The 22,409-nt window shown below is 63.2% G+C and carries 25 protein-coding genes, 4 tRNA genes and 1 other annotated feature; all 29 genes read left to right on the top strand.

The window, feature by feature from the left end; all coding sequences use genetic code 11:
- The first annotated feature begins 203 nt into the window (after positions 1 to 203).
- On the top strand, positions 204 to 671 hold the full coding sequence (locus G4O04_02955) for a transcriptional repressor (protein HEY57493.1): 468 nt from the start codon (positions 204 to 206) through the stop codon (positions 669 to 671).
- Positions 668 to 1,561 (top strand): zinc ABC transporter substrate-binding protein, encoded by an 894-nt coding sequence (locus G4O04_02950; GenBank protein HEY57492.1) that lies wholly within the window; start codon positions 668 to 670, stop codon positions 1,559 to 1,561. The genes G4O04_02955 and G4O04_02950 overlap by 4 nt, the downstream gene beginning before the upstream one ends.
- 11 nt (positions 1,562 to 1,572) lie before the next feature.
- A complete protein-coding gene (locus tag G4O04_02945; GenBank protein ID HEY57491.1) occupies positions 1,573 to 2,367 on the top strand; it encodes a metal ABC transporter ATP-binding protein in 795 nt (264 codons plus the stop codon).
- Between the two features lie 18 nt (positions 2,368 to 2,385).
- Entirely contained in the window at positions 2,386 to 3,177 is a 792-nt protein-coding gene (locus G4O04_02940; protein HEY57490.1) for a metal ABC transporter permease, read from the top strand.
- Positions 3,178 to 3,581: 404 nt separating this feature from the next.
- Positions 3,582 to 4,634, top strand: a complete 1,053-nt coding sequence (locus G4O04_02935) for a TRAM domain-containing protein (GenBank protein ID HEY57489.1) — start codon at positions 3,582 to 3,584, stop codon at positions 4,632 to 4,634.
- A gap of 86 nt (positions 4,635 to 4,720) precedes the next feature.
- Positions 4,721 to 6,130 carry a cysteine--tRNA ligase gene (locus tag G4O04_02930; protein ID HEY57488.1) on the top strand — a complete coding sequence of 470 codons (1,410 nt, stop codon included), beginning with the start codon at positions 4,721 to 4,723 and terminating at the stop codon, positions 6,128 to 6,130.
- A 104-nt stretch (positions 6,131 to 6,234) separates the two neighbouring features.
- On the top strand, positions 6,235 to 6,849 hold the full coding sequence (locus G4O04_02925) for a LysE family transporter (protein HEY57487.1): 615 nt from the start codon (positions 6,235 to 6,237) through the stop codon (positions 6,847 to 6,849).
- 9 nt (positions 6,850 to 6,858) lie between these two features.
- Positions 6,859 to 7,644, top strand: coding sequence for a 23S rRNA (guanosine(2251)-2'-O)-methyltransferase RlmB (gene rlmB / locus G4O04_02920; protein ID HEY57486.1), 786 nt, complete (start codon positions 6,859 to 6,861; stop codon positions 7,642 to 7,644).
- A gap of 66 nt (positions 7,645 to 7,710) precedes the next feature.
- A tRNA-Thr gene (locus G4O04_02915) sits at positions 7,711 to 7,783 on the top strand.
- A 69-nt stretch (positions 7,784 to 7,852) separates the two neighbouring features.
- Positions 7,853 to 7,935 (top strand) — tRNA-Tyr (locus G4O04_02910).
- A 7-nt stretch (positions 7,936 to 7,942) separates the two neighbouring features.
- Positions 7,943 to 8,015 (top strand) — tRNA-Thr (locus G4O04_02905).
- Positions 8,016 to 8,119: 104 nt separating this feature from the next.
- Positions 8,120 to 9,322 (top strand): elongation factor Tu, encoded by a 1,203-nt coding sequence (tuf, locus tag G4O04_02900; GenBank protein ID HEY57485.1) that lies wholly within the window; start codon positions 8,120 to 8,122, stop codon positions 9,320 to 9,322.
- A gap of 11 nt (positions 9,323 to 9,333) precedes the next feature.
- Positions 9,334 to 9,501 carry a 50S ribosomal protein L33 gene (rpmG, locus tag G4O04_02895; GenBank protein ID HEY57484.1) on the top strand — a complete coding sequence of 56 codons (168 nt, stop codon included), beginning with the start codon at positions 9,334 to 9,336 and terminating at the stop codon, positions 9,499 to 9,501.
- Between the two features lie 34 nt (positions 9,502 to 9,535).
- Positions 9,536 to 9,609, top strand: a tRNA-Trp gene (locus G4O04_02890).
- Positions 9,610 to 9,726: 117 nt separating this feature from the next.
- Positions 9,727 to 10,017, top strand: coding sequence for a preprotein translocase subunit SecE (gene secE, locus G4O04_02885; protein HEY57483.1), 291 nt, complete (start codon positions 9,727 to 9,729; stop codon positions 10,015 to 10,017).
- 186 nt (positions 10,018 to 10,203) lie between these two features.
- The gene (gene nusG / locus G4O04_02880; GenBank protein HEY57482.1) at positions 10,204 to 10,776 is read left to right on the top strand and encodes a transcription termination/antitermination protein NusG; all 573 of its coding nucleotides are present in this window, start codon (positions 10,204 to 10,206) and stop codon (positions 10,774 to 10,776) included.
- A gap of 62 nt (positions 10,777 to 10,838) precedes the next feature.
- Entirely contained in the window at positions 10,839 to 11,264 is a 426-nt protein-coding gene (gene rplK / locus G4O04_02875) for a 50S ribosomal protein L11 (protein ID HEY57481.1), read from the top strand.
- A 51-nt stretch (positions 11,265 to 11,315) separates the two neighbouring features.
- Positions 11,316 to 12,035, top strand: a complete 720-nt coding sequence (gene rplA / locus G4O04_02870; GenBank protein HEY57480.1) for a 50S ribosomal protein L1 — start codon at positions 11,316 to 11,318, stop codon at positions 12,033 to 12,035.
- A 22-nt stretch (positions 12,036 to 12,057) separates the two neighbouring features.
- Positions 12,058 to 12,200: a sequence feature (ribosomal protein L10 leader region), on the top strand.
- A gap of 45 nt (positions 12,201 to 12,245) precedes the next feature.
- Positions 12,246 to 12,779, top strand: coding sequence for a 50S ribosomal protein L10 (gene rplJ, locus G4O04_02865; protein ID HEY57479.1), 534 nt, complete (start codon positions 12,246 to 12,248; stop codon positions 12,777 to 12,779).
- 63 nt (positions 12,780 to 12,842) lie between these two features.
- A complete protein-coding gene (rplL, locus tag G4O04_02860) occupies positions 12,843 to 13,226 on the top strand; it encodes a 50S ribosomal protein L7/L12 (protein ID HEY57478.1) in 384 nt (127 codons plus the stop codon).
- A 340-nt stretch (positions 13,227 to 13,566) separates the two neighbouring features.
- Complete coding sequence (gene mraZ, locus G4O04_02855; protein ID HEY57477.1) at positions 13,567 to 14,025, top strand: division/cell wall cluster transcriptional repressor MraZ; 459 nt, start codon at positions 13,567 to 13,569, stop codon at positions 14,023 to 14,025.
- The gene (gene rsmH / locus G4O04_02850) at positions 14,025 to 14,948 is read left to right on the top strand and encodes a 16S rRNA (cytosine(1402)-N(4))-methyltransferase RsmH (protein HEY57476.1); all 924 of its coding nucleotides are present in this window, start codon (positions 14,025 to 14,027) and stop codon (positions 14,946 to 14,948) included. Before mraZ ends, rsmH begins: the two co-directional genes overlap by 1 nt.
- 56 nt (positions 14,949 to 15,004) lie before the next feature.
- Positions 15,005 to 15,448, top strand: a complete 444-nt coding sequence (locus G4O04_02845; GenBank protein ID HEY57475.1) for a hypothetical protein — start codon at positions 15,005 to 15,007, stop codon at positions 15,446 to 15,448.
- Positions 15,449 to 15,451: 3 nt separating this feature from the next.
- Complete coding sequence (locus G4O04_02840) at positions 15,452 to 17,230, top strand: penicillin-binding protein 2 (GenBank protein HEY57474.1); 1,779 nt, start codon at positions 15,452 to 15,454, stop codon at positions 17,228 to 17,230.
- Positions 17,231 to 17,241: 11 nt separating this feature from the next.
- A complete protein-coding gene (locus G4O04_02835; protein HEY57473.1) occupies positions 17,242 to 18,663 on the top strand; it encodes a UDP-N-acetylmuramoyl-tripeptide--D-alanyl-D-alanine ligase in 1,422 nt (473 codons plus the stop codon).
- Entirely contained in the window at positions 18,660 to 19,655 is a 996-nt protein-coding gene (locus tag G4O04_02830; protein HEY57472.1) for a phospho-N-acetylmuramoyl-pentapeptide-transferase, read from the top strand. Before G4O04_02835 ends, G4O04_02830 begins: the two co-directional genes overlap by 4 nt.
- A 10-nt stretch (positions 19,656 to 19,665) precedes the next feature.
- The gene (gene murD / locus G4O04_02825; protein ID HEY57471.1) at positions 19,666 to 21,102 is read left to right on the top strand and encodes a UDP-N-acetylmuramoyl-L-alanine--D-glutamate ligase; all 1,437 of its coding nucleotides are present in this window, start codon (positions 19,666 to 19,668) and stop codon (positions 21,100 to 21,102) included.
- Entirely contained in the window at positions 21,099 to 22,301 is a 1,203-nt protein-coding gene (locus G4O04_02820) for an FtsW/RodA/SpoVE family cell cycle protein (GenBank protein HEY57470.1), read from the top strand. Before murD ends, G4O04_02820 begins: the two co-directional genes overlap by 4 nt.
- A partial coding sequence (locus G4O04_02815; protein HEY57469.1) for a UDP-N-acetylglucosamine--N-acetylmuramyl-(pentapeptide) pyrophosphoryl-undecaprenol N-acetylglucosamine transferase occupies positions 22,222 to 22,409 on the top strand: 188 nt, incomplete at its 3' end. The genes G4O04_02820 and G4O04_02815, both read left to right, overlap by 80 nt.

Raw genomic sequence — 22,409 nt, 5'->3', positions numbered from 1 at the left:
CTCCCTACCTCCTGGCATCGGCTTGTTCTTCGTGGATACTCAGGACAGCCTCCGCAAGCGGCGGGGGAGGGGTGAGTTCCTTTGAGCGCTTCTTCGACATTTGCTTGTGCCCAGAGGAAAACGACCCTTGACACAACACGGCGGGTTGGTATAATCAGGGGGGCGAAAATGAAAACCGTTTTCAGTTATCCGCGGAGTGTCCCATGACCTCGAAGGCCGTTCCAGAGGTGCAGGAGCGCCTGGAGCAATGGTGGGCTCGGTTGCAGGCCCAGGGCTATCGCCGCACCTTGCCCCGTGAGGCCGTCACCCGAGTGCTGGCCGCGTCGGACCGGGTCCTGGAAGTGATGGAGGTCTTTCAGCAGGCGCGGGCTTACTATCCCCGGTTGGGCCTGGTGACGGTGTACCGCACGCTGGACAAACTGACCGAAGTGGGCTTGGTGCAACGGGTGCACCGCCCGGATGGGTGTGGTGCTTATGTGGCCGTCCCCGAAGGCCATGTCCATCTGGCCCTGTGCTCCGTTTGTGGACGGGTGTACTTTTTCAAAGGCGATGATATCAGCGCCTTGATGGCTGAGGTGGCCCGTCAGAGCGGCTTTCGGCTGGAGAGCCACTGGTTGCAGTTCTTTGGCCTTTGCCCTGAATGCCAGCAAAATCTCCAGGAGGTGCCATGATGAAACGCCGGGTACGCCAATTGTTGTTGGCTTTGATGTGGTCTCTGGCGCTTGTGGGGTGCACCGCGGGAGGGGCTGCGCCGCCCCAGGAGCGCATCACCGTGGTCGCCAGCATCCCGCCCCTGGCCGATTTCGTCGCCCAAGTGGGCGGGGAGCGGGTGGAGGTGGTGACCATGATCCCACCGGGCAGCAATCCCCATCTCTACGAGCCCACCGCGGCGCAGATGGTGGCCCTCAGCCGGGCGCGGCTGCTGGTGCTCAACGGCGCTGGATTGGAATTCTGGGCCCCCCAGGTGATCGAGGCGGCCCAAAACCCGGATCTCAAGGTGGTGCCCCTGAGCCAGGGGATGATCCTGCGCCCGGAGGGCGACACGGAACACGTCAACCCCCATCTCTGGCTGAGCCCCAAGCGGGCCATGGTGTATGTGGAGCGCATTCGGGACGCTCTCATCGAGGTTGATCCGGACGGCGAGCGCATCTACCGGGCCAACGCCGCGCGCTATCTGGACGAATTGAAGGCTCTGGATGCCGAAATCGAGGAGGCGGTGGCGCACTTTCGCACCCGTCAGGTGATCATTTACCCGGCCTGGGACTACTTTTTGGCGGATTACGGCCTGACCGCCGCGGCTTATGTGGAGCCGTACCCGGGCAAGGAGCCTTCGCCGGAATACATCGCCCAGGTGGTGGAGACCGTCCGACGCACCGGCGCCAGGGCGGTGTTTACCCGCACGCAATTCCCCCCTCAGGCGGCGGAGACCATTGCCGCCGAGACCGGGGCCCGGTTGTTGCCCCTGGACCCCCTCGGGGGTGTGCCGCCCCGAGTGCATTACCTGGACCTGATGCGTTGGAACCTGGCGCAATTCCAGCGTGGATTGGAGCGCGAACCGTGAGCGAAAAGCCGTTGGTCGTTCGGGTGCACGAGGTGACGGTGACTTACGGTCACATCGTGGCCCTGGAGAAAGCCTCGCTGGAGGTGCCGGAAGAGGCGTTCGTCGCCCTCATCGGCCCCAACGGGGCGGGGAAGACTACTCTGTTGCGGGTGATTTTGGGCCTGGTCTCCCCCTCGGCTGGCGAGGTGGAGGTATTTGGCCGGCCGCCTCAGCAGTTGGGCCGCCTGCGCACGCGCATCGGCTATGTGCCGCAGGTGCAGCAGGTGGATTTGCGTTTCCCGCTGCGGGTGAGGGATGTGGTGCTCATGGGACGGTATGGCCGGCTGGGGTTGTTCCGCCGCCCCGGAAAGGCGGACAGGTTGGCCGTGGAGGAGGCCCTGGCTGAGGTGGGTATCCCGGAATTGTTCCATCGCCCGTTGAGCGACCTTTCGGGCGGACAACGGCAGCGGGTATTCCTGGCGCGGGCGCTGGTCAACCGCCCCGATTTGCTGCTGTTGGATGAGCCCACGGCCGGCGTGGATGCCGCAGCCAGCGAGAGTCTTTACGCGTTGTTGTGGCGCTTGAACCGGCAAGGGATCACGGTGTTGCTGGTCTCCCATGATGTGGGGGTGGTGGCGCAATATGTGGATATCGTGGCGTGCATCAACCGGAGGGTGGTGGCCCACGATCGACCTGAAGTGGTGCTGACCGACACCACCCTGGCCGAGGCTTACGGCTGCGAGGTGGTTTTCTTCCACCATGGGCATGTGCCCCACATGGTGGTCAAGCAGCCCGACCTCCGGCGTGGCCGGGGAGACGAGTGCTGATCTTTGAGGAGGGGTAGGATGGCGTTGTGGCACTATGCGTTCATGCAACGGGCGCTGTTCGGCGGAGTCCTCGTGGGGGTGATGGCGGCGTTGATGGGAGTGTATGTGGTGTTGCGGGGGATGTCCTTCATCGGCACCGGCGTGGCTCATGCGGCTTTGGGCGGGGTGGCTCTGGGCCTTTGGCTGGGCATTCACCCTCTGGTAGCCGCCATTGGGTTCTGTGTGTTGGTGGCGTGGGGCATTGGGGCGGTTTCCCGCAAGGGGGCGCTCAAGGAAGATACCGCGGTGGGGATTTTCTTCGCCGCCTCGATGGCCTTTGGCGTGTTGCTGTTTTCCCTCCGGCGAGGGTATGAGCAGGACTTGATGGCTTATCTTTTCGGGAGCATTTTGGCCATCCGGGCCAGTGACTTATGGGTGGTGGTCGGCGTAGGGGTGTTGGTGGTGTTGGCCGTGACGCTGTTCTACAAAGAGTTCCTGTTTATCACTTTTGATCCCGAAGGGGCGCGGGTGGCCGGAATCCCGGAGGGGCCGTTGTACTACCTGATGCTCACCCTGATCGCCCTCACGGTAGTGGCTGCGATCAAGGTGGTGGGGATCGTGCTGGTCTCGGCCCTTTTGGTGACCCCGGCCGCTGCCGCCTATCGCTGGACGCGCGATTTCGCCGTGATGATGGCCCTGGCGGTGGGGATGAGCGTGTTGAGTGTGGTGGCCGGGTTGTGGCTCTCGGCGCTGTGGAATTTGCCTTCCGGCGCGGCGATTGTGCTGCTCAGCACGGCGTTGTTTGGCCTCAGCCTTTGGCGCAAGCGGTAGTCTTGAGGTTCGGATGTGAGTTCGGACAAGGTACAAGAGTCGGCCGTCCTGTCATGGCGAGGCCCCGTAAGGGGCCGAAGCCATCTCCTCGTCGGCGAGCGAAAGACCTTGTCCATTCCCCACGCTGGCGAGGGGAATGCTTCGGGCCTCGCAATGATATAAGGTGTATGGCTTCTTGCAGGTTGCCGCACCTCCCATAAGGTGTTCCAACTCATATCCTGACTTCAGGTAGTCGCCGTTGACTTTCCCTGGTCTCCATGCTATGATTGGCGCGACGGCGGGCCTTCATTTTTCTCATTATTTCGCTCGCTGTGAGGCCGCTCAAAGGCCATGGGGGAAGGGAAACGGCTTTCGGGGCGGCGCGATCGTGTTCGGATTTATCAGGATTTATCCGGAGCAGGGGTATGAGTGTTGAATTTATCTTTCGTCTTTTGGGCTTCGTAGGTTTCGGTGTGGCCGGTGTGTATGGCGGCATTCGTTTGGGCCATTTGATCGGGGGAGACAAGGTCACTTATGCCATTTTGTTTGCCCTGCTGGGCGCTTTGTTTGGTTTGATCATGACACCTTATTTCACCACTCGCCCGTTAGGGTGGGCTCGGCGTTGGTTGGGGCGCCTTTCGCCGCAGACCCTTTTTGCCGGGCTGTCTGGTTTGGCCGTGGGGCTGTTCATCGCCATCCTGGTCTCCTTCCCCCTGTCACGGTTGCCGGCGCCTTTCAGCAACTGGTTGCCTTTCGTGGTCGCCGTGGTGTTTGCCTATCTGGGGGTGGCGGTGTTCGTCATGCGCCAAAATGACCTGTTTTGGGTCATTCGCTGGGTGGTGCGACCTGAGAGCGAGGCGGCCGGCGAAGGCGGCCAGCGGATGATTTTGCTGGACACCAGCGTCATCATCGACGGTCGGGTGGCCGACATCGCCCGCACCGGCTTCCTTTCGGGAGTGTTGGTCATCCCGCGCTTCGTGCTGCAGGAGTTGCAGCACATTGCCGATTCGCCGGACCCCCTGCGCCGCCAGCGCGGTCGGCGCGGCATGGATATCCTCAACGAACTGATGCAGGACCCCAACATCCCGGTACGCATCACCGACATGGATGTGCGCGATGTGCGGGATGTGGACGACAAGTTGCTCATCCTGGCCCGACAGTTGAAGGCCGCCGTGTTGACCAACGATTACAATCTCAACCGCATTGCCGAGTTGCAGGGCGTTCAGGTGTTGAACATCAACGAACTGGCCAACGCGGTCAAGGCGGTTTACCTCCCCGGCGAAAGTTTGACGGTCGAGGTCATCCAGCCGGGGAAGGAACCGGATCAGGGCGTGGCCTATCTGGAAGACGGCACCATGATCGTGGTGGAACAGGGCGAACCTTATATCGGGCAGGAGATCGAGGTGGTGGTGACCAAGGCCCTGCAGACGGCGGCTGGCCGGATGTTGTTTGCCCGTCCCAAAGAGGAACACCGTTAGTGCCCGGACTTTTGGGGTGTGGGCCCTCACTCTCGGGGTCGGTCAGCCCCTCAGGGGTCCCGAAGGCGGTTTTCTGGAGGTCGTGTATGGCTTTGATGGTCTACAACGCGTTGACGCGGAAAAAGGAACCTTTTGAAACCCTGGTCCCCGGCGAAGTCCGCATGTATGTGTGCGGGCCTACGGTCTATGACAAGGCCCATGTGGGCCACGCCATGTCCGTCCTGGTGTTTGACATCATTCGGCGTTACCTGGAATACAAAGGTTATAAGGTGCGCCATGTGATGAATTACACCGATGTGGACGACAAAATCATCAAACGGGCGCGTGAAGAAGGGGTGGACCCCTTTGTGTTGGCCGAAAGGTACATCGCAGAGTTTGAGCAGCATTTGCGGGATTTGAATGTGCTTCCTCCCACGGTGAAGCCCCGGGTCACCCAGGAGATCGACTGGATCATTCGCATCGTCAAGGGATTGGAAGAGAAGGGGTACGCCTACCCGGTGGACGGTGATGTGTACTTCCGCGTGACGAAAGTGCCCGATTATGGGAAACTTTCCGGCCGAAGGCTGGAGGAGATGCAGACCGGGGTGCGGATTGAGGTGGACGAGCGGAAAGAGCACCCCATGGATTTCGCCTTGTGGAAGGCCGCCAAGCCCGGCGAACCAGCCTGGGAGAGCCCCTGGGGCAAAGGGCGCCCCGGCTGGCACATCGAATGCACGGCCATGAACTTGCATCATCTGGGGGAGCAAATCGACATCCACGGCGGCGGCAATGATTTGGTCTTTCCGCACCACGAGAACGAAATCGTCCAGAGCGAATGCTACACAGGCAAAAAGCCTTTCGCCCGGTACTGGATGCACAACGGGATGCTCCAGATGGCCGGGGAAAAGATGTCCAAATCCTTGGGTAACCTGGTCACCATCGAGGCCTTTCTGAAAGAGCACGAGGCTGATGTGCTGCGGATGATGGTGCTGAATTCGGGCTACCGTCGGCCGCTCACCTTCAACGACCAGGTGATCGAGCAGGCCGAAAAAGCCCTGGAGCGGTTGCGCGGCGGGTTGCGCCCGGCGTATCCCAACGCGGCCGGCGCGCCGCGGGAGGTGTTGGCCTCGTTAGAGGCGCAGACCCAGGCCACGCGGCAAGGCTTTGAGGCCGCCATGGACGACGATTTCAACACCGCGGGCGCCTTAGGGCATCTCTTTGAGTTGGTGCGCGTCATCAACCAGGCCCGTGACGCTGGGGCCACCCAGGCCCAGTTGCACCCGGCTCAAAGCATGTTGCGGGCATTGATGGAGGTGCTGGGGTTGCGGCCCGAAGCGCCGCGTCAGGGCGGTGGGGCCGAGGCTGAGCCTTTTATCACCCTCCTGGTCGAGGTGCGCAGCGCTTTGCGCCAGGCAAAGCAGTGGGAACTGGCGGACCGTATCCGGGATCGCCTGGCCGAACTGGGCGTGCAACTGGAAGACAGTCCCCAGGGAACGACCTGGCGTTGGGCCAGATAACCTGGGGCCCCTCTGGAACGACAGGCGAGGGCGCTGAGGCGCCCTTGGCCTTTTTGTTGCGCATGGTTTGAGGTTATCTTGGCCTGTATAGGGAGCGTTTGGGTGTGCTGAGGGTGTATCTTTTTCTGCAAGGCATTCTGGTGGGTGTGCTGGTCGCTGCACCGTTGGGGCCATTGGCCCTGTGGTGTGTGCGGTATACGCTGACGCAAGGCTGCTGGTATGGGCTGGCGGCCGGGTTGGGCGCGGCCCTGGGGGACGCTTTTTATGGTGCCGTGGCTAGTTTAGGCGCAGGAGTGGTCTCCGGAGAACTGGTGCGGTATCAAACGGCGTTTCGCTTGTTGGGCGGTCTGCTGTTGGTTTTTGTGGGCTGGCGGCTCTGGCGCACGCGTTTGGAGGGGCCAGTGCTCTGGACGGCGAAACGCCGCACGGCGCGGGGGTTGTTGGGGGCCTTTCTCTCCACGCTGGCGCTGGCGCTCTCCAACCCCATGACCGCGGTGGCCTTCCTGGGCATCTTTTCGGCCCTGCGGCTTTCGGCTTCGGTTTCCCTGGTGTGGGGGGTATTGGTGGGCGCCTGGTTGTGGTGGGTGGGCCTCACCCTGGTGGTGGGCGGATGGCGGGCGCGGCTGGATGTGCGCACTTTGGTCTGGGTGAACCGGGTGGCAGGCGTGCTGATGGCGGGCTTTGGGTTGTTGGTCTGGCTGAGCCTGGTGATGAGTTAGGAGGGCCTGATGCCGCGTGAGTGGCTTTATGGACGCAATCCGGTTTACGAGGCCCTGCGAGCCGGACGGCGACATTTCTTCCGCCTGCGGGTGGCCGAAGGAGTTCGCTTCAAAGGCCGCTTAGGGGATGTCCTGCGTCTGGCCGAGGCTTACGGGGTGCCGGTGGAGCAGGTGCCCCGCAAGATGCTGGACGCCGTGGTTCCGGCCAACCATCAGGGGGTGGCCCTGGAAGCCAGCGGTTATCCCTACGCCGATTTGGAGCAGATGTGGCAGCGAGCCGAGAAAGGACCGGCGCCGCCGCTGTTCTTGTTGCTGGACACCTTGCAGGACCCCCAGAACCTGGCCAGTTTGTTGCGCACGGCCGAGGCCGTGGGGGTGCATGGCGTGTTATTGCCCCGGCGACGCACGGTCACCGTGACGCCGGCGGTGGTGCGGGCCTCTTCCGGGGCCAGCGAGCATTTGCTCATCGGGCAGATGAATCTGGCGCAAGGCATCCGCGCGTTGCAGGAACGCGGGGTGTGGGTGGTAGGGCTGGAGGGCGGCCCGGAGGCCGAGCCCTTGGAGCGGGTGCGGTTGGATGCCCCCTTGGCCTTAGTGGTGGGTAGCGAAGGCGAGGGATTGCGCCGCCTGACCCGAGAAACCTGTGATGTGTTGCTCCGCCTGCCGATGCAGGGGCGGGTGGCTTCGTTGAACGCCGCCGTAGCAGGCTCGGTAGCGCTGTATTTTGTGTGGCAGGCGCGGGGGTTTACCGGGGGCAATCCCGCTTCAGGCATTGACGAGCGGGGCGAAGTTTGATAAACTTCAGCGCCGCTGGAACCTTGCTGACCAACGGCGAATTTGGTATAATGGCCGCGCTTGGTCGCCGACGTAGCTCAATCGGCAGAGCGGCCGCCTTGTAAGCGGTTGGTTACGGGTTCAAGTCCCGTCGTCGGCTTGGTTACCGACTGGTGAGCGGGCCCTAAGGAGAGGGGCGTGGTGACGAGTCGGTAACGGCTCGCAAAGTGGGCAGGTACCCAAGTGGCCAAAGGGGGCTGACTGTAAATCAGCTGGCGTATGCCTACGGGGGTTCGAATCCCTCCCTGCCCACCTCAAAGCCCTCGTAGCTCAGGCGGTAGAGCACACCCTTGGTAAGGGTGTGGTCACGGGTTCAAGTCCCGTCGAGGGCTCTGAAAAAAATTTCTTCCCAGGCGGAGGGTGCTCTGTCAGGGGAAAGTTTGTTTGAGTTTCTCTGGAAAACAACAGCAATTTTGCGAAAAAGGAGAGGGCACGGATGGCTAAGCAGAAATTTGAGCGCACGAAGCCGCACATGAACGTGGGGACGATGGGGCACATCGACCACGGGAAGACGACCCTGACGGCGGCCATCACGAAGTACTGCGCCCTGCAGGGGTGGGGCCAGTTCACGCCGTTCGAGGAGATCGACAAGGCGCCCGAGGAGCGGCAGCGTGGGATCACGATCAACATTGCGCATGTGGAGTACGAGACACCGAAGCGGCACTACGCACATGTGGACATGCCGGGTCACCGGGACTACATTAAGAACATGATCACGGGCGCAGCGCAGGTGGATGGCGCGATTCTGGTGGTGGCGGCGCCGGACGGGCCGATGCCGCAGACGCGGGAGCACATTTTGCTGGCGCGGCAGGTGGAAGTGCCGGCGATTGTGGTGTTCTTGAACAAAGTGGACATGATGGATGATCCGGAGTTGTTGGAGTTGGTGGAGTTGGAGGTCCGGGAGTTGCTGACGGAGTACGGGTATCCTGGGGATGAGACGCCGATTGTGAAGGGGAGTGCGTTGCAGGCGTTGCAGAGCGAGAGCAAGGACCCGAACGCGCCGGAGTACCAGCCGATTGGGGAATTGCTGCGGGTGCTGGACGAGTACATTCCGGAGCCGGTGCGCGAGGTCGAGAAGCCGTTCATGATGCCGATTGAGGATGTGTTCAGCATCAAAGGGCGCGGCACGGTGGTGACGGGCCGGATTGAGCGCGGGAAGATCAAGGTTGGGGAAGCGGTGGAGATTGTGGGGCTGCGGGACAAGCCGCTGAGCACGGTGGTGACGGGGGTGGAGATGTTCCACAAGCAGTTGGACGAAGGGATCGCGGGCGACAATGTGGGGTTGCTGTTGCGCGGGATCAACCGGGACGAGGTGGAGCGCGGGATGGTAGTGGCGGCACCTGGGAGCATCAAGCCGCACACGAAGTTCAAGGCGGAAGTGTATGTGTTGAAGAAGGATGAAGGTGGGCGGCACAAGCCATTCTTCAGCGGATATCGGCCGCAGTTCTACATTCGGACGACGGATGTGACGGGGACGATCACGCTGCCAGAAGGGGTGGAGATGGTGATGCCTGGGGACAATGTGAACCTGACGGTGGAGTTGTTGAAGCCGGTGGCGTTGGAGCAAGGGAGCAAGTTTGCCATTCGAGAAGGCGGTTTGACGGTTGGCGCTGGTGTGGTCACCGAGATCATTGAGTGAGTTGGTGAACTATGGCCAAGAAGAAGGGTGTGCGGATTATCATCACTTTGGCGTGTACAGAGTGCCGGGAGCGGAATTACACTTCGGAGAAGAACCGGCGCAATGACCCGCAACGGTTGGAGTTGCGGAAGTACTGTCCGCGGTGTCGTCGGCATACGCTGCACCGCGAAACCAAATAAGTGAGCTGGGTCCGTCTTGGACGGGCCTCCCCACAGGCCAGTAGCTCAATTTGGCAGAGCACCGGTCTCCAAAACCGGCGGTTGGGGGTTCGAGTCCCTCCTGGCCTGCAGAACCATCAACGCCGCTGTACGGGCGGCGTTGATGGTGTTGGAGCCCTGCTGTCAAGGAGAAGCCTGGTGGCAAAGAAACGCTCTCGGAAAACCAAAGGTGGTGCGTCGGCTGCGGTGACGCCGAAAAAGGAGGCGCGCGCGGAAAAGAAGCCCAAGAAGAGCGCCTCGGCAAAAACTGCAAAAAGCACAGCCAAGGCCCCGGCGCGTAAGCATCCCAAAGCGATTCAGCGCTGGATCAGGGAGACGCGCGGCGAATTGCGGAAAGTGACCTGGCCCACCCGCGAGGAGGCCATCCAACTGACTAAGGTGGTCTTGTTGGTGACCTTTGCGATGAGCGCCTTTTTGGGTTTCATGGACTGGTTGTTCAATAAACTGTTTGCGTTGTTGTTTGGCTTGTTCTCCTAACCCGCGTACGCGTTGACGCGTTTGGCGGTCAGTGAGGTTGGCATGATGGCGATTTGGGAAGAGCAGCCCGTGGTTGAAGGGCATGAAGAGCGAGCAGAAGAGACCCAGCCGGAAGGGGTGGTCGCCCCTGCGTCGGAGGATGAAACGACGGAGGTGGCAGCCCCTCTTGCGGAGGGGAAAGAGGGCGTGCAGCCTGCCCCCCCGGCCGGGGATGAGGAAGAGGCCGAGCCGGACGATGGCCGTGCCTGGTATGTGGTGCACTGTTATTCCGGACATGAGAATAAGGTCAAGCACAATCTGGAGCAGCGGATCGAATCCATGGGGATGAAAGACAAAATTTTTGAGGTCATCGTCCCCACGGAAGAAGAGGTGGAAATCAAAGAGGGCAAACGGCGCGTCGTGGAGCGACGGATTTTTCCCGGCTATATTCTGGTCAACATGATCATGACCGAAGAGTCGTGGTATGTGGTGCGTAACACCCCCGGCGTGACGGGCTTTGTGGGGATGGGCAACAAACCCACGCCCCTGCGCCCCGAAGAGGTGGCCCAGATTCTCAAGCGCATGGAAGTGGAGACGCCGCGGGTTCGTGTGACCTTTCGCGAGGGGGACCGGGTGCGCATTATCGAAGGCCCGTTCAACGACTTCCGCGGCACGGTGGCGGAAGTGGATATGGAGCGGGGCAAGGTGCGCGTGCTGGTCAACTTCTTTGGCCGGGAAACCCCAGTCGAGTTGGACTTTTTGCAGGTTGAGAAGATTTAGCGTGGCCCAGTAGCGTGGGAGGGCTTGAAGCCCGCTAAAACCACCCAACAAGGAGAAGTCGTATGGCGAAGAAATTGAAAGCAGTGGTCAAGTTGGAGTTGGAGGCCGGAAAGGCCAGTCCGGCGCCCCCTGTTGGTCCGGCGTTGGCCCCTCATGGGGTGAATTTGATGGCCTTTTGCAAGGAATACAATGCCCGCACCAAGGACCAGCCGGGGCAGATCATTCCGGTGGAGATTTCGATTTACACCGACGGGTCCTTTACCTTCAAGTTGAAGAGCCCGCCGGCGTCCTTCCTGTTGAAAAAGGCGGCGGGCATTGAGAAGGGCTCCTCGGCCCCCAACCGCGAGAAGGTGGGCAAGGTGACCCGGGCGCAGATCCGTGAGATCGCGGAAATCAAGATGAAGGACCTGAACGCCCATGACATCGAGGCGGCCATGCGCATGATTGAGGGTACGGCCCGCAACATGGGTATCGAGGTGGTTGACTAATCCCGGTGGGAGGGCGAGACGCCGCCCGCTTGAACCACAAGGAGAGGAACGATGCCGAAACGAGGAAAGAAGTACCGAGAGGCCGCGGCCAAAGTGGACCGCAATCGCCTGTATTCTCCTGAAGAAGCCATTCGCCTGGTCAAGGAGACCTCCTACGCCAACTTCGACGCCACGGTGGAGGCGCATATGCGCCTGGGCGTGGATCCGCGGCATGCGGATCAGATGGTGCGCGGCACGGTGGTGCTGCCCCACGGCTTGGGGAAGGAAATCAAAGTGCTGGTCTTCGCCCAGGGCGAGGGCGCGCGCCTGGCCGAAGAAGCGGGCGCCGACTATGTGGCCGATGACGATTCCTGGATCAAGAAGATTCAGGACGGCTGGCTGGACTTTGATGTGGTCATCGCCACCCCGGATATGATGAGCAAGGTGGGCCGCTTGGGGCGGGTCCTCGGCCCCCGGGGGTTGATGCCTAACCCCAAGGCGGGTACGGTGGTGCCCGCGGAGGACATTCCGCGGGTGGTCAAGGAGGCCAAGGCCGGGCGTGTGGAGTTCCGGGTGGACCGTACGGCCAACCTCCATGTGCCCATCGGCAAGGTTTCCTTCAGCGATCAGCAGTTGCTGGAGAACCTGGCCGTGCTGATGGACGCGGTGAAGAAGGCCCGGCCCGCGGCGGCCAAGGGCGCCTATGTGAAGCGGCTGACCCTGACCCCCACCATGGGCCCCGGCGTCAAGGTGGACCCCGCCCAGGCGCTGGCGTTGGAGGTGAAAGAGTAGCCCGCTGGAGCCCTTTTGCGGTATAATACGCATCCCTTCGCCGAAGAAGGCAGGTGCCACAAGGCTTAAATACCCTGCCGAGGTGAAGATGGGTGACATCCTGATGAGGGATGATGCGCGTCTTTGCCTCGGTAGGTCGGTAAAGGCGCGTTTTTTTATGGCTCGCTGGTTTTGAGCCTTATCCTGAAAACGAAAGGAGGTGAGAGCGCTTTGGCCCTGACCAAGGAACGTAAACGGGAATTTGTGGCCCAGTACACCGAACTGCTCACGCAGAGCCAGGCGGTGGTGATCACCACCTATACCGGCCTTTCCGTGCCCGCCATGGAGGAGTTGCGCGGGAAGATTCGTGAGGCGGGCGGAAAGTTCATGGTGGCCAAGAACACCTTGTTGAAAATCGCTTTGCGCGAGGTGGGTTTCCCCATTCCGGAGGAAGCGTTGCGCGGCAGTACGGCGGTGGCGTTTGCCATGGAAGACCCGCCGGCGGTGGCAAAAGCCATCGTGGATTTTGCCAAGGACTACGAGCAAGTGCAAATTAAGGTGGGCTTCCTGGGCCAGGAATTGATGACGGCCGAGCAGGTGAAGCGGTTGGCCACCTTGCCGCCGTTGCCGGTGATGCGTGCGCAGTTGCTGGGCACCATCATGGCGCCGGCTTCCCAGTTGGCCCGCTTGCTGGCCGAGCCGGCCCGCCAGGTGGCCGCGGTTATCAAGGCACATGCCGAGCAAGAGGCGCCCGCGGCGGCCTGAGGCACAACGGTTCGCTTTGTAGGATGAATACAACCCAAGTTCTGTGAAGGAGGTTTTTGTACCATGGCTGACCTGGAAAAACTGGTGGAAGAACTGAGCAGCCTGACCGTGATGGAGGCTGCCGAGTTGGTGAAGATGCTTGAGGACAAGTGGGGCGTGTCTGCAGCGGCTCCCGTGGCCGTGGCGGCCGCGATGCCCGGCGCTGTTGGCGGCGAGGCCGCTCAGGCTGAGGAAAAGACCGAATTCGATGTGATCATCGAGGATGTCGGCCCGAAGAAGATTGAGGTCATCAAGGCCATCCGCAAACTGACCCAGATGGGCCTGAAGGAGGCCAAGGAGGCCGCCGAGACCCCGGGGTACAAGTTGCTCGAGCAGGTGAGCAAGGAGACGGCCGAAGAGGCCAAGAAGGTGTTGGAAGAGGCTGGCGCTAAGGTGAAGTTGGCCTAAGGCGCGTTGCGTTTCGACCGCTAACCCCCAGGGGCTGCGCCTCTGGGGGTTTGTTTTGTCCCCTGGGGAGGCCTTTCGGGCCGGAGCCTCAACCTCCACTTCTCCTCCGGCGGCCCTCCGTACCGCTTTCCTCCTCCCCCTGGAGAAAAGAGGGCCAGGAGGAGGTAAGGGAACCCTGCGCGGGCTGGCGTTTCAAAAAACTCAGGGTGGGAGGGATGGAACTGCCCCTTGCGTTTTCGGTGGATTTCGTATATACTGTGGGTAGTCGTGGGAGAATGTGGCGCAAAGTGGGACGCCGGGGCGCTCCGGCGTTTCTGCCTTTAACGGAGGCAAAGAACATATGTTCTTGGGTCGGTATCAGCATTCCCTGGATGCCAAAGGCCGCCTGACCATCCCCGCCCGTTTTCGCGAGGCGTTAGGCGAAGGGGCCTATGTGGTGCAGGGCTTTGACGGTAACTTGATGGTGTTGCCGCCGGCGGTGTTCCAGGTGCTGTACCAGCGGGTGAACCGCCTGAGCATTACCGACCCAAAGGCGCGTCTGTTGCGCCGCCTCATCCTGTCGGCTGCCGCCGAGGTGGAGTTGGATCGCTCCGGACGGATCCTCATTCCGCCCTATCTCCGAGAGGCGGCGGAGTTGAACGGCGAAGTGGTCTTGGTCGGTGTGGGGGATTACTTTGAGATTTGGGCGGCGGAGGCCTGGGAGCGGCAAGTGGACCTTTTGGAGGATCCGGAGGCCAATGCCGAGCGTTTCGCCGCGCTGGACCTTTCCCCCGTGGTGGATGAGCAGGCTGGGGCCTGATGGATGGTCCTCCTCACCTGCCGGTACTTTACCAAAGGGTGTTAGAAGCCCTGCAACCGCGTCCTGGGGGGTGGTATGTGGACGGCACCGTGGGCGCCGGTGGGCATGCGGAAGGCGTGCTGGAGGCCAGCAGCCCCGATGGACATCTATTGGGCCTGGATGTGGACCCCCAAGCCCTGGCGCTGGCTCGGGAACGCCTGGCGCGTTTTGGGGACCGGGTGGTGCTCCGCAAGGCTTCGTACACCACGCTTTTGGCGCAGTGGCGCGCTCTGGGCTGGCCGCCGGTGGATGGCGTTCTGCTCGATTTGGGGGTGTCTTCCATGCAACTGGATACCCCGGAGCGGGGGTTTTCTTTCCGTTTTGACGCACCGCTGGACATGCGTTTTGACCCGGAACAGCCCTTGACAGCCGCGGATTTGGTCAACACCCTCTCCGAGGAGGCCTTGGCCGATCTTCTGTGGCGCTACGGCGAAGAGCGGCGGGCCCGACGGGTGGCCAGGGCCATTGTGGCACACCGGCCCATCAGGACGACCGGACAGTTGGCCGAGATCGTAGCCCGGGTGACCTCCTCCGGACGGCGAGGAATGCACCCGGCGACGCGCACCTTTCAGGCGCTCCGTATCGCCGTCAATCGCGAGTTGGAGCATGTGGAGCAGGTGCTTCCCCAGGCGGTGGGGATCTTGCGCCCCGGCGGCCGGCTGGTGGTGATCGCCTTCCACTCATTGGAGGACCGCATCGTCAAGCAGTTCATGCGCCGCGAAAGCCGGGATTGCCTGTGCCCGCCCGAACAGCCGGTGTGCACCTGCGGCCATCGGGCTACCTTGCGCCTGCTGCGCCCCTTTCCCATCAAGGCGGATGAAGAGGAGGTGGCGCGCAACTCCCGGGCCCGCAGCGCCCGGATGCGGGTGGCCGAGAAGGTGTAGCCCCCGGCACAAGAGTTGCACCGGGAAAGCGTGAGGCTTTCCCACAAGGAGCGGTCATGCAGCGCCTGCAACAAGCCTTTCGCGAACGCCCCTGGCTGCGTCGGCGCCGTGTGTGGGGGACGGCGGTGCTGGTGGTGGTCTTGATCGGCCTGGTCACGGCCATCGATCTGCACCTCAGCAATCGGCGGTTGATCGCCCAAAGGGCCACGATCAGCATGCTCATGGTGATGAACCGGCTGGAGGTGCAGATTGCCGTGTTGCGCACCCAGATTGCGCGGGAGGCCTCGTGGGACCGCATTTATCGTGAGGCGCAAAAGGCCGGTTTGCAGGAGGTGACGCCGGCCGATATCGAGTTCGTGCCCGTGCCCGGAGGGTTGGAAGAGGGCCATCCTCCCCAATCCGTTTCGGTCAGAGCGTCTGCCCCCGAGTGGACGCGCCCGGAATACCGGGAATCGCTTTTGGAGTGGTTGTTGGATACCTTGTTGCTCCCTGGAGGCTGAGCCGTGAACACGCCGTGGGAAATGCCCACCGGGGCAGCGTCCCAGGAAGAAGCCTCATTCGAGCGCCGCTTTCCCCGTCGCCTGGGGTTGATGGCTCTGGCGGTGGGTTTGTTGGCGCTGGCTATCGTGCTGCGGGTGGTGTTGCTGTTGCTGGGCCCCACGCGAGAGACTTTGCTCGAGATGGCCGAACAGAAGCGGGTGACCTATCAGGGCGCCGAACCGCGGGGGCTGATTTTGGACGCCGACGGCAATGTGCTGGCCGGGATCCGCCTGCGCCACGAGGTAAGCGTCGACCAGACGCGCATCCCCGACAAGGCCAGTTTTGCCAGGGATGTGGCTCCCAGGCTGGGCCTTACCCCCGAGGAGGTGCTGCAGAAATTCCAGCGGGCGAGCGGTGCCGTCTGGGTGCTGCTGGCCATGGATGTCCCGGAAGAGCAGGCCAATAAGTTGCGCGCGGCTTTCAAGGATATTCCCTGGTTTTCGCTCACTGATGTGCCGGTGCGGGACTACCCGGAAGGGTCGCTGGCGTCCAATGTGCTGGGCTTTGTGCAGGCCGCCGACCAGCGGGGGACGCTGGGCGTGGAACAGCGCTACGATGCCCTGCTGGCTCCCGCGGAGCGGGTGCGCTCCTTCCCGGTGGACCCTTCCCTGGCCGAGACCATGGACTGGCAACCCCACGAGCGGTCCCTGGTGTTGACCATTCACCGCGCCTTGCAGGCCGAGGTGGAGTGGCTGCTGGATCGCTATGTGCATGAACAGAACGCCGCGGGCGGTGCGGTGGTGGTGTTGGATGTGCACACCGGCGCGGTGCTGGTCATGGCCGGTTCGCCCCGTCCCAATCTGAGCGACTATGACGAGACGGTGGACTACGCCATGCAGCCTCACGGTGGCTTCAACCGGGCCATCGACAGCCCTTACGAGCCGGGCTCGGTGTTCAAGGTGTTGGTCATGGCGGCGGCCCTGGACGCCGGAGTGGTGGACAAGACCACCGTGTACAACGATGTGGGCATCGAGAGCGCCTTCAACGGCCCCCCGGTGTACAACTGGGACCGGAAAGGGCATGGGCAGGTGACCATGCAGGCCTGTTTGCAGTACTCGTTGAACACCTGCCTGGCCTGGGTGGCCAAGCAGTTTCCTTCGGAGAATGCTTTCTATTCCTACCTGCAGGCCTTCGGCATCGGTCAGTACACCGGCATCGACCTGGCAGGCGAAAACCCCGGCTTCCTGCCACGCCCCGGCGTGGCCCAGTGGTCCCACAGCGACTGGGTGCGGCAGGGCTTTGGGCAGGCCGTGGATGTGACCCCTTTGCAGATGGCCGTGGCGGCCGCCGCCATTGCCAACGGCGGGTATCTGATGGTGCCTTATGTGGTTCAGGAGATCCGGGTGGATGGGTATGTGTATCACCGAGACCCGGAAGTGGTGCGGCAGGTGATCTCCGAGAAGACGGCGCGTTTGATGAGCCAGTGGCTGGTGCCTTGGGATGACGGAGAGGCCGCGCAGGGGCGGCTGCCGGGATACACTATCGCCGGCAAGACGGGCACGGCGGAAAAGGTCGTGAAGGGCGTGGGATATACTCCCGATTTGAGCAACGCCTCCTATGTGGGCTGGCTCCCCGCCGACGACCCCCAGGTGGTGGTGTATGCGTGGCTGGAAACCCCCAAAGGCTACTGGGCTTCTCGGGTCGTGGCACCGCTCTTCCGAGAGGTGGCGGAGCGAGTGGCCGTTTTTCTGGGCATCCCACCGGATCAGGTGCGGCACACCCTGGTGCAAAGGCAACCCTGAGGGAGCGGGCGATGTTTACCCTGGCCGATCTTGTTGAGGCCCTGACCGGGCAACGCTGGCCCCAGGCCACCCAGGCGATTCCCGAGGTGGTTGTGGATTCGCGCCATGCGGTGGCCGGGGCGCTGTTCGTGGCCCTGCCCGGTCAACGGATGGATGGTCATGATTTTGTGGCCGACGCCTTCGAGCGGGGGGCTTCCTTTGCCCTGGTGCAACGGGACCTGATGGGGTATCCGGTGTTGGATTTGCGGCGGCCGCTGACCCCGGAGGATTGGGCCGCCTTTCGGGTTCCCGCCCTGCTCCGGGTGGGGGATACGCTGCAGGCCCTGCAGCAGGCGGCCCGCTTCTGGCGCCGCAAGTTGCCTCATCTCCGGGTGATCGGCATCACCGGCAGCGTGGGCAAATCCACGACGAAGGAGTTGGTGGCGCAGGTGCTTTCGCGCCGCTATCGCACCTTGAAGAATCTGGGCAACCTGAACAACGAAATCGGCCTGCCGCTGACCGTGCTGCGGCTCACCGAGGGGCACCAGCGCGCCGTGTTGGAGATGGGGTTCTATGTTCCCGGCGAAATCGCCCTGTTGTGCGACATCGCCCGGCCGCAGGTGGGTGTGGTGACGAACATCGGCACGGTGCACGCTGAACGCGCTGGCTCTCAGGAGACCATCGCCCGCGGCAAGGCCGAATTGGTCGAGGCGCTGCCTCCCGCGCCGGAAGGTGTGGCCGTGCTCAATTACGACGACCCCTGGGTGCGATGGATGGCGGAGCGCACCCAGGCCCGGGTGTTCTTCTATGGGCTGGACCCGCGAGCCGACCTGTGGGCTGATGAAATCGAGGGCCTGGGCCTGGAGGGGATTGCCTTTCGCCTGCATTACCGGGACGACACCATCGCCGTCAAGGCCCCCTTGTTGGGCCGGCATTCGGTGCATACGGCCCTCCGCGCCGCGGCGGTGGGGTTGATGGAGGGCCTCACCTGGCAGGAAATCGTCGAAGGTTTGCGCATGGGACACACCCAGTTGCGTCTGATCGCTGTGCGGGCTTCCAATGGCGCCTTGATTTTGGACGATACCTACAACGCCTCGCCGCAATCCACTCTGGCGGCGTTGAATCTGCTGGTCGACTTGCCGGGCCGCCGGATTGCGGTGCTGGGCGACATGCTGGAGTTAGGCCCTTACGAGCGCGAAGGCCACGAGAAAGTAGGCGTCCGCGCGGCCGAGGTGGCCGATGTGCTCATCACCGTGGGGCCGCGGGCGCAAATGATCGCCCAGGCGGCGTTGCGGGCGGGTATGCCCACCGGGCGCGTACATTCCACCGCCGATGCCAACGAGGCGGTGGAGGTGCTCAAAGCGCTCTTGCGGCCCGATGATGTGGTGCTGGTCAAGGCCTCCCATGGGATGCGGTTGGATCGCGTGGTGGCCGCGTTGGAGGCAGAAGCATGAACAACCCCTCGTTGTTCACCATGGCCCTGGCCGGGGTGTCCTTTGTGGTCACCGTGATCTGGGGCAACCCCTTGTTGCGCCTGCTGCGCCACTGGCGCATCGGCAAAGTCATCCGGGTGGACGGCCCGGACCGGCACTTTACCAAATTCGGCACGCCGACCATGGGGGGCTTCCTCTTCCTCCTCCCGGTGACCCTGTTCACCCTGTTCCTGCACGCCACCCGCATTTGGGGCTTGGCTCTGCTGGGGCGCTCGGTGTTGCTGCCTCTGGGGGTGATGTGGGGGTACGCCTTCCTGGGTGCGGTGGACGACTGGGAGGGCATTCGCGGTAAGCGGCGTGGCCTGGGGATGCGCGCCCGCACCAAGTTCGCCTTGCAATGGGGCCTGGCTCTGGCCGTTGCCTTTGCCCTGCAGCACCTGCTTCGAGCGCCCCAGTTGTTCGTCCCCGGCATTGACGCGCCCGTCCGGCTGGGCTGGATGTATCCCCTGGTGGCCATGTTCGTCATCGTGGCGACCTCCAACGCCATCAACCTCACCGACGGGCTGGATGGGCTGGCGGGGCTGATCTCGGCCACGGCGTTTGCGGCTTACGGCGTCATCGCCCTGATGCAGGGACAGATTTTCCTGGCGCGCTTTTGCTTTACGCTGGTGGGCGCCTTGTTCGGTTTCCTGTGGTTCAATGTCCACCCTGCTCAGTTGTTCATGGGCGACACAGGGTCCCTGGCTCTGGGGGCGACCTTGGGCGTGGTGTCCCTGATGACCGGGGAATGGCTGCTGTTGCCCTTGATCGCCGTGATCCCCTTGAGCGAGACGGTGAGCGTGATGCTCCAGGTGGCCTACTTCAAGGCCACGGGCGGCAAACGGCTGTTCAAGATGTCCCCATTGCACCATCACTTCGAACTTTCCGGCTGGAGCGAGACCCAGGTGGTGCAACGGTTCTGGCTGATCAGCCTGCTGGCGGCCATGGCGGGGGTGGCCATTGCGTTGGTTTAGGAGAGCGAGCATGACTTCCTGGCATGGGCGGCGGGTGCTGGTCATCGGCGCAGGGCGGCAGGGGACGGCCCTGGCGGCTTACCTGGCGCGCCATGGGGCCGAGGTGGTGCTCAACGACCGCCGCCCCCAGGAGGCGCTGGCCGCCGCCCGCGAGCGTCTGGCCGATTGGCCCATCCACTGGGTGGTCGGGGGGCACCCCCTGGAGGCACTGGAGGGCGTGGACCTGGTCTGCCCTTCGGGTGGGGTGCCGCTGACGCTGCCGCTGATTCAGGAGGCTGTGCGGCGGGGGGTGCTGTTGAGCAACGAGGCGCAGATTTTCCTGGAGGCCGCGCCCTGCCCGGTGGTGGGCATCACCGGCTCGGCGGGCAAGACCACGACCACGACGCTGGTGGGGCGCATGGCGGCCAGCGCGGCCGGGGAGGTGGCGGGGATTTCGTATAGCCATGATGAGGCGCAGGCCGCCGACCTCCCCCGGCGCTGGCGCAAAGTGTGGGTCGGCGGCAACATCGGCAACCCCCTCATCGCCGATGTGGACGCCATGCAGCCTGACGACCTGGCCGTGATGGAACTTTCCAGTTTCCAACTGGAATTGATGACCCGCTCGCCTCAGGTGGCCGCCGTGCTCAATATCACGCCCAACCACCTCGACCGCCACGGCACCATGGCGGCTTATACCGCGGCCAAAGCCCGCATCGTGGATTTCCAGGGGCCGGAGGACTGGGCCGTGTTGGGGAGGGAGGATCCTGGGGCCTGGGGGCTGCGTCCCCGGATCCGAGGACGGTTGCTGACCTTCGGGGTGGCGCCACCTCCCAGGGGCGTGGTCGGAACCTTCGTCTCCGGTGACACCCTGCGGCTGCGGACCTCCTCCGGGGAACGCGACCTGTTCCCCAGGGAGGTCCTCCGGCTGCGGGGGGAGCACAACCTGCGCAATGGGCTGGCCGCGGCCGCCGTGGCCCATGCCCTGGGCCTGACTCCGGCCCACATGCGGGCGGGCGTGGAGGGGTTTGCTGGCGTGCCCCACCGCCTGGAATTGGTGCGCGAGCTGGACGGTGTGGCCTGGTACAACGACTCCATCGCCACCGCGCCGGAGCGGGCCATGGCCGCCATCCGCTCCTTTGTGGAGCCCATCGTGCTCCTGGCCGGTGGGTGCGACAAAAAGTTGCCCTGGGATGCATGGGCGCAGTTGGTGCGTCAGCGGGTGCGGGTGCTCATTGCCTTTGGCGAGGCGCGGGACCTCATCCTGGAGGCACTGGCCCAGGCCGAAGGCCCGCTCCCGGAGCAGGTACTGCGCTGCGACACGCTGGAAGAGGCCGTGCGGGCGGCTTACCATGCGGCGCGACCGGGCGACGTGGTGTTGCTCTCCCCCGGCGGCACCAGTTTCGATGAGTTTCGGGATTTCGCCGAGCGTGGGGCCAGGTTCCGCCAGTGGGTCGAGGAGTTGCCATGAAACGCTTGCGGCACGCTTTTGCCGGGTACGACGGCTGGTTGCTCACCGCCTATCTGGGGCTGGTGGTGATGGGGCTGGTGTTTGTCTATTCGGCCAGCGCCGACTACAGCCTCTATCACTTCAAAGATCCCTTCTACCTCATCCGCCGTCAGACTCTGTTTGCGGTGATGGGCGTGTTGCTGGCGCTGGGGATGGGTTGGGTGGACTATCGCCGCTGGCGACGCTGGGCCGTGCCTGCCATGGTCGTCTCTATCCTGGCGTTGATGGTCGTGGTGGTGGAGCATTGGGCTTCAGGCGGCACCGGGCGCACGCTGTTTGGATTCTCCGTGCAGCCCGCCGAGTTTGCCAAACTGGCCTACCTGCTTTATCTGGCCGTGTGGCTGGAGGCCCGCCAGGACCGCCTGGGTGAGTACGAGTGGGGCTTGTGGCCCTTCTTGATGGTTCTGGGGTTGCTGGCCTTTCTGGCTGTGCTGGAGCCGGATCTGAGCGCGGTGATCACCTTTGCGCTCATCGGCGGCATGATGTTCTTCCTCAGCGGCGCGCCTTTCGGTCAGGTGATGACCCTGCTGGGGCTGGGGCTTTTGGTCGGCATCGGCGGGGCGTGGGTGTTGCCCCATGGCCGCGAACGGCTGATGTTCTATTGGGCCGGGCTGCGCGACCCGCGCCAGAGTTACGACCAGGTGTTGTTTTCGCTGATGGCCTTTGCCCGCGGTGGATGGCTGGGACGGGGGCTCGGCAATTCGTTGCTCAAAGTGACCGGATTGCCTTTGCCTACCGACGACGCCATCTTTGCCGTCATCGGCGAGGAATTGGGCATTCTGGGCACTTTGTTGCTCATCGCCCTGTTTGGCGTGGTGCTTTGGCGGGGCATGGTCATCGCCCTTGGGGCGCCCGATGTGATGGGCAGCTTGTTGGCGGCCGGCGTGGCCCTGTGGCTGGTCTTTGAGGCCGGAATAAACATGGCCGCCGTGCTGAATGTGATCCCCATGACGGGCAATAACCTGCCCCTGATCAGTTCGGGTGGCACGAACCTCACGGTCTCGTCCATTGGCATTGGTTGGATGCTCAGTGTAGCCCGTCAGCGGGCCCTGAAGCAGGTGAACGAGCGAAGGAGTCTCGATGCGGTTGTTGATTTGCGCCGGGGGCACCGGCGGCGGGGTGTATCCCGCCCTGGCCGTGCTCCAGCGGCTGGAGGATAAGGTGGACGAGGTGCTCTGGGTGGGCGGTCAGGGAGGGATGGAGGAAGAACTGGTCCGCCGGGCCGGGGTGCCCTTCCGCGCCGTGCCCGCGGCCGGGGTGCACGGGGT

It is taken from the genome of Anaerolineae bacterium (assembly GCA_011176535.1).
Taxonomy (GTDB): domain Bacteria; phylum Chloroflexota; class Anaerolineae; order Anaerolineales; family DRMV01; genus DUEP01.
Note: the sequence above shows the minus strand (reverse complement) of the source record. Positions and strands in the feature narration are given on the sequence as shown.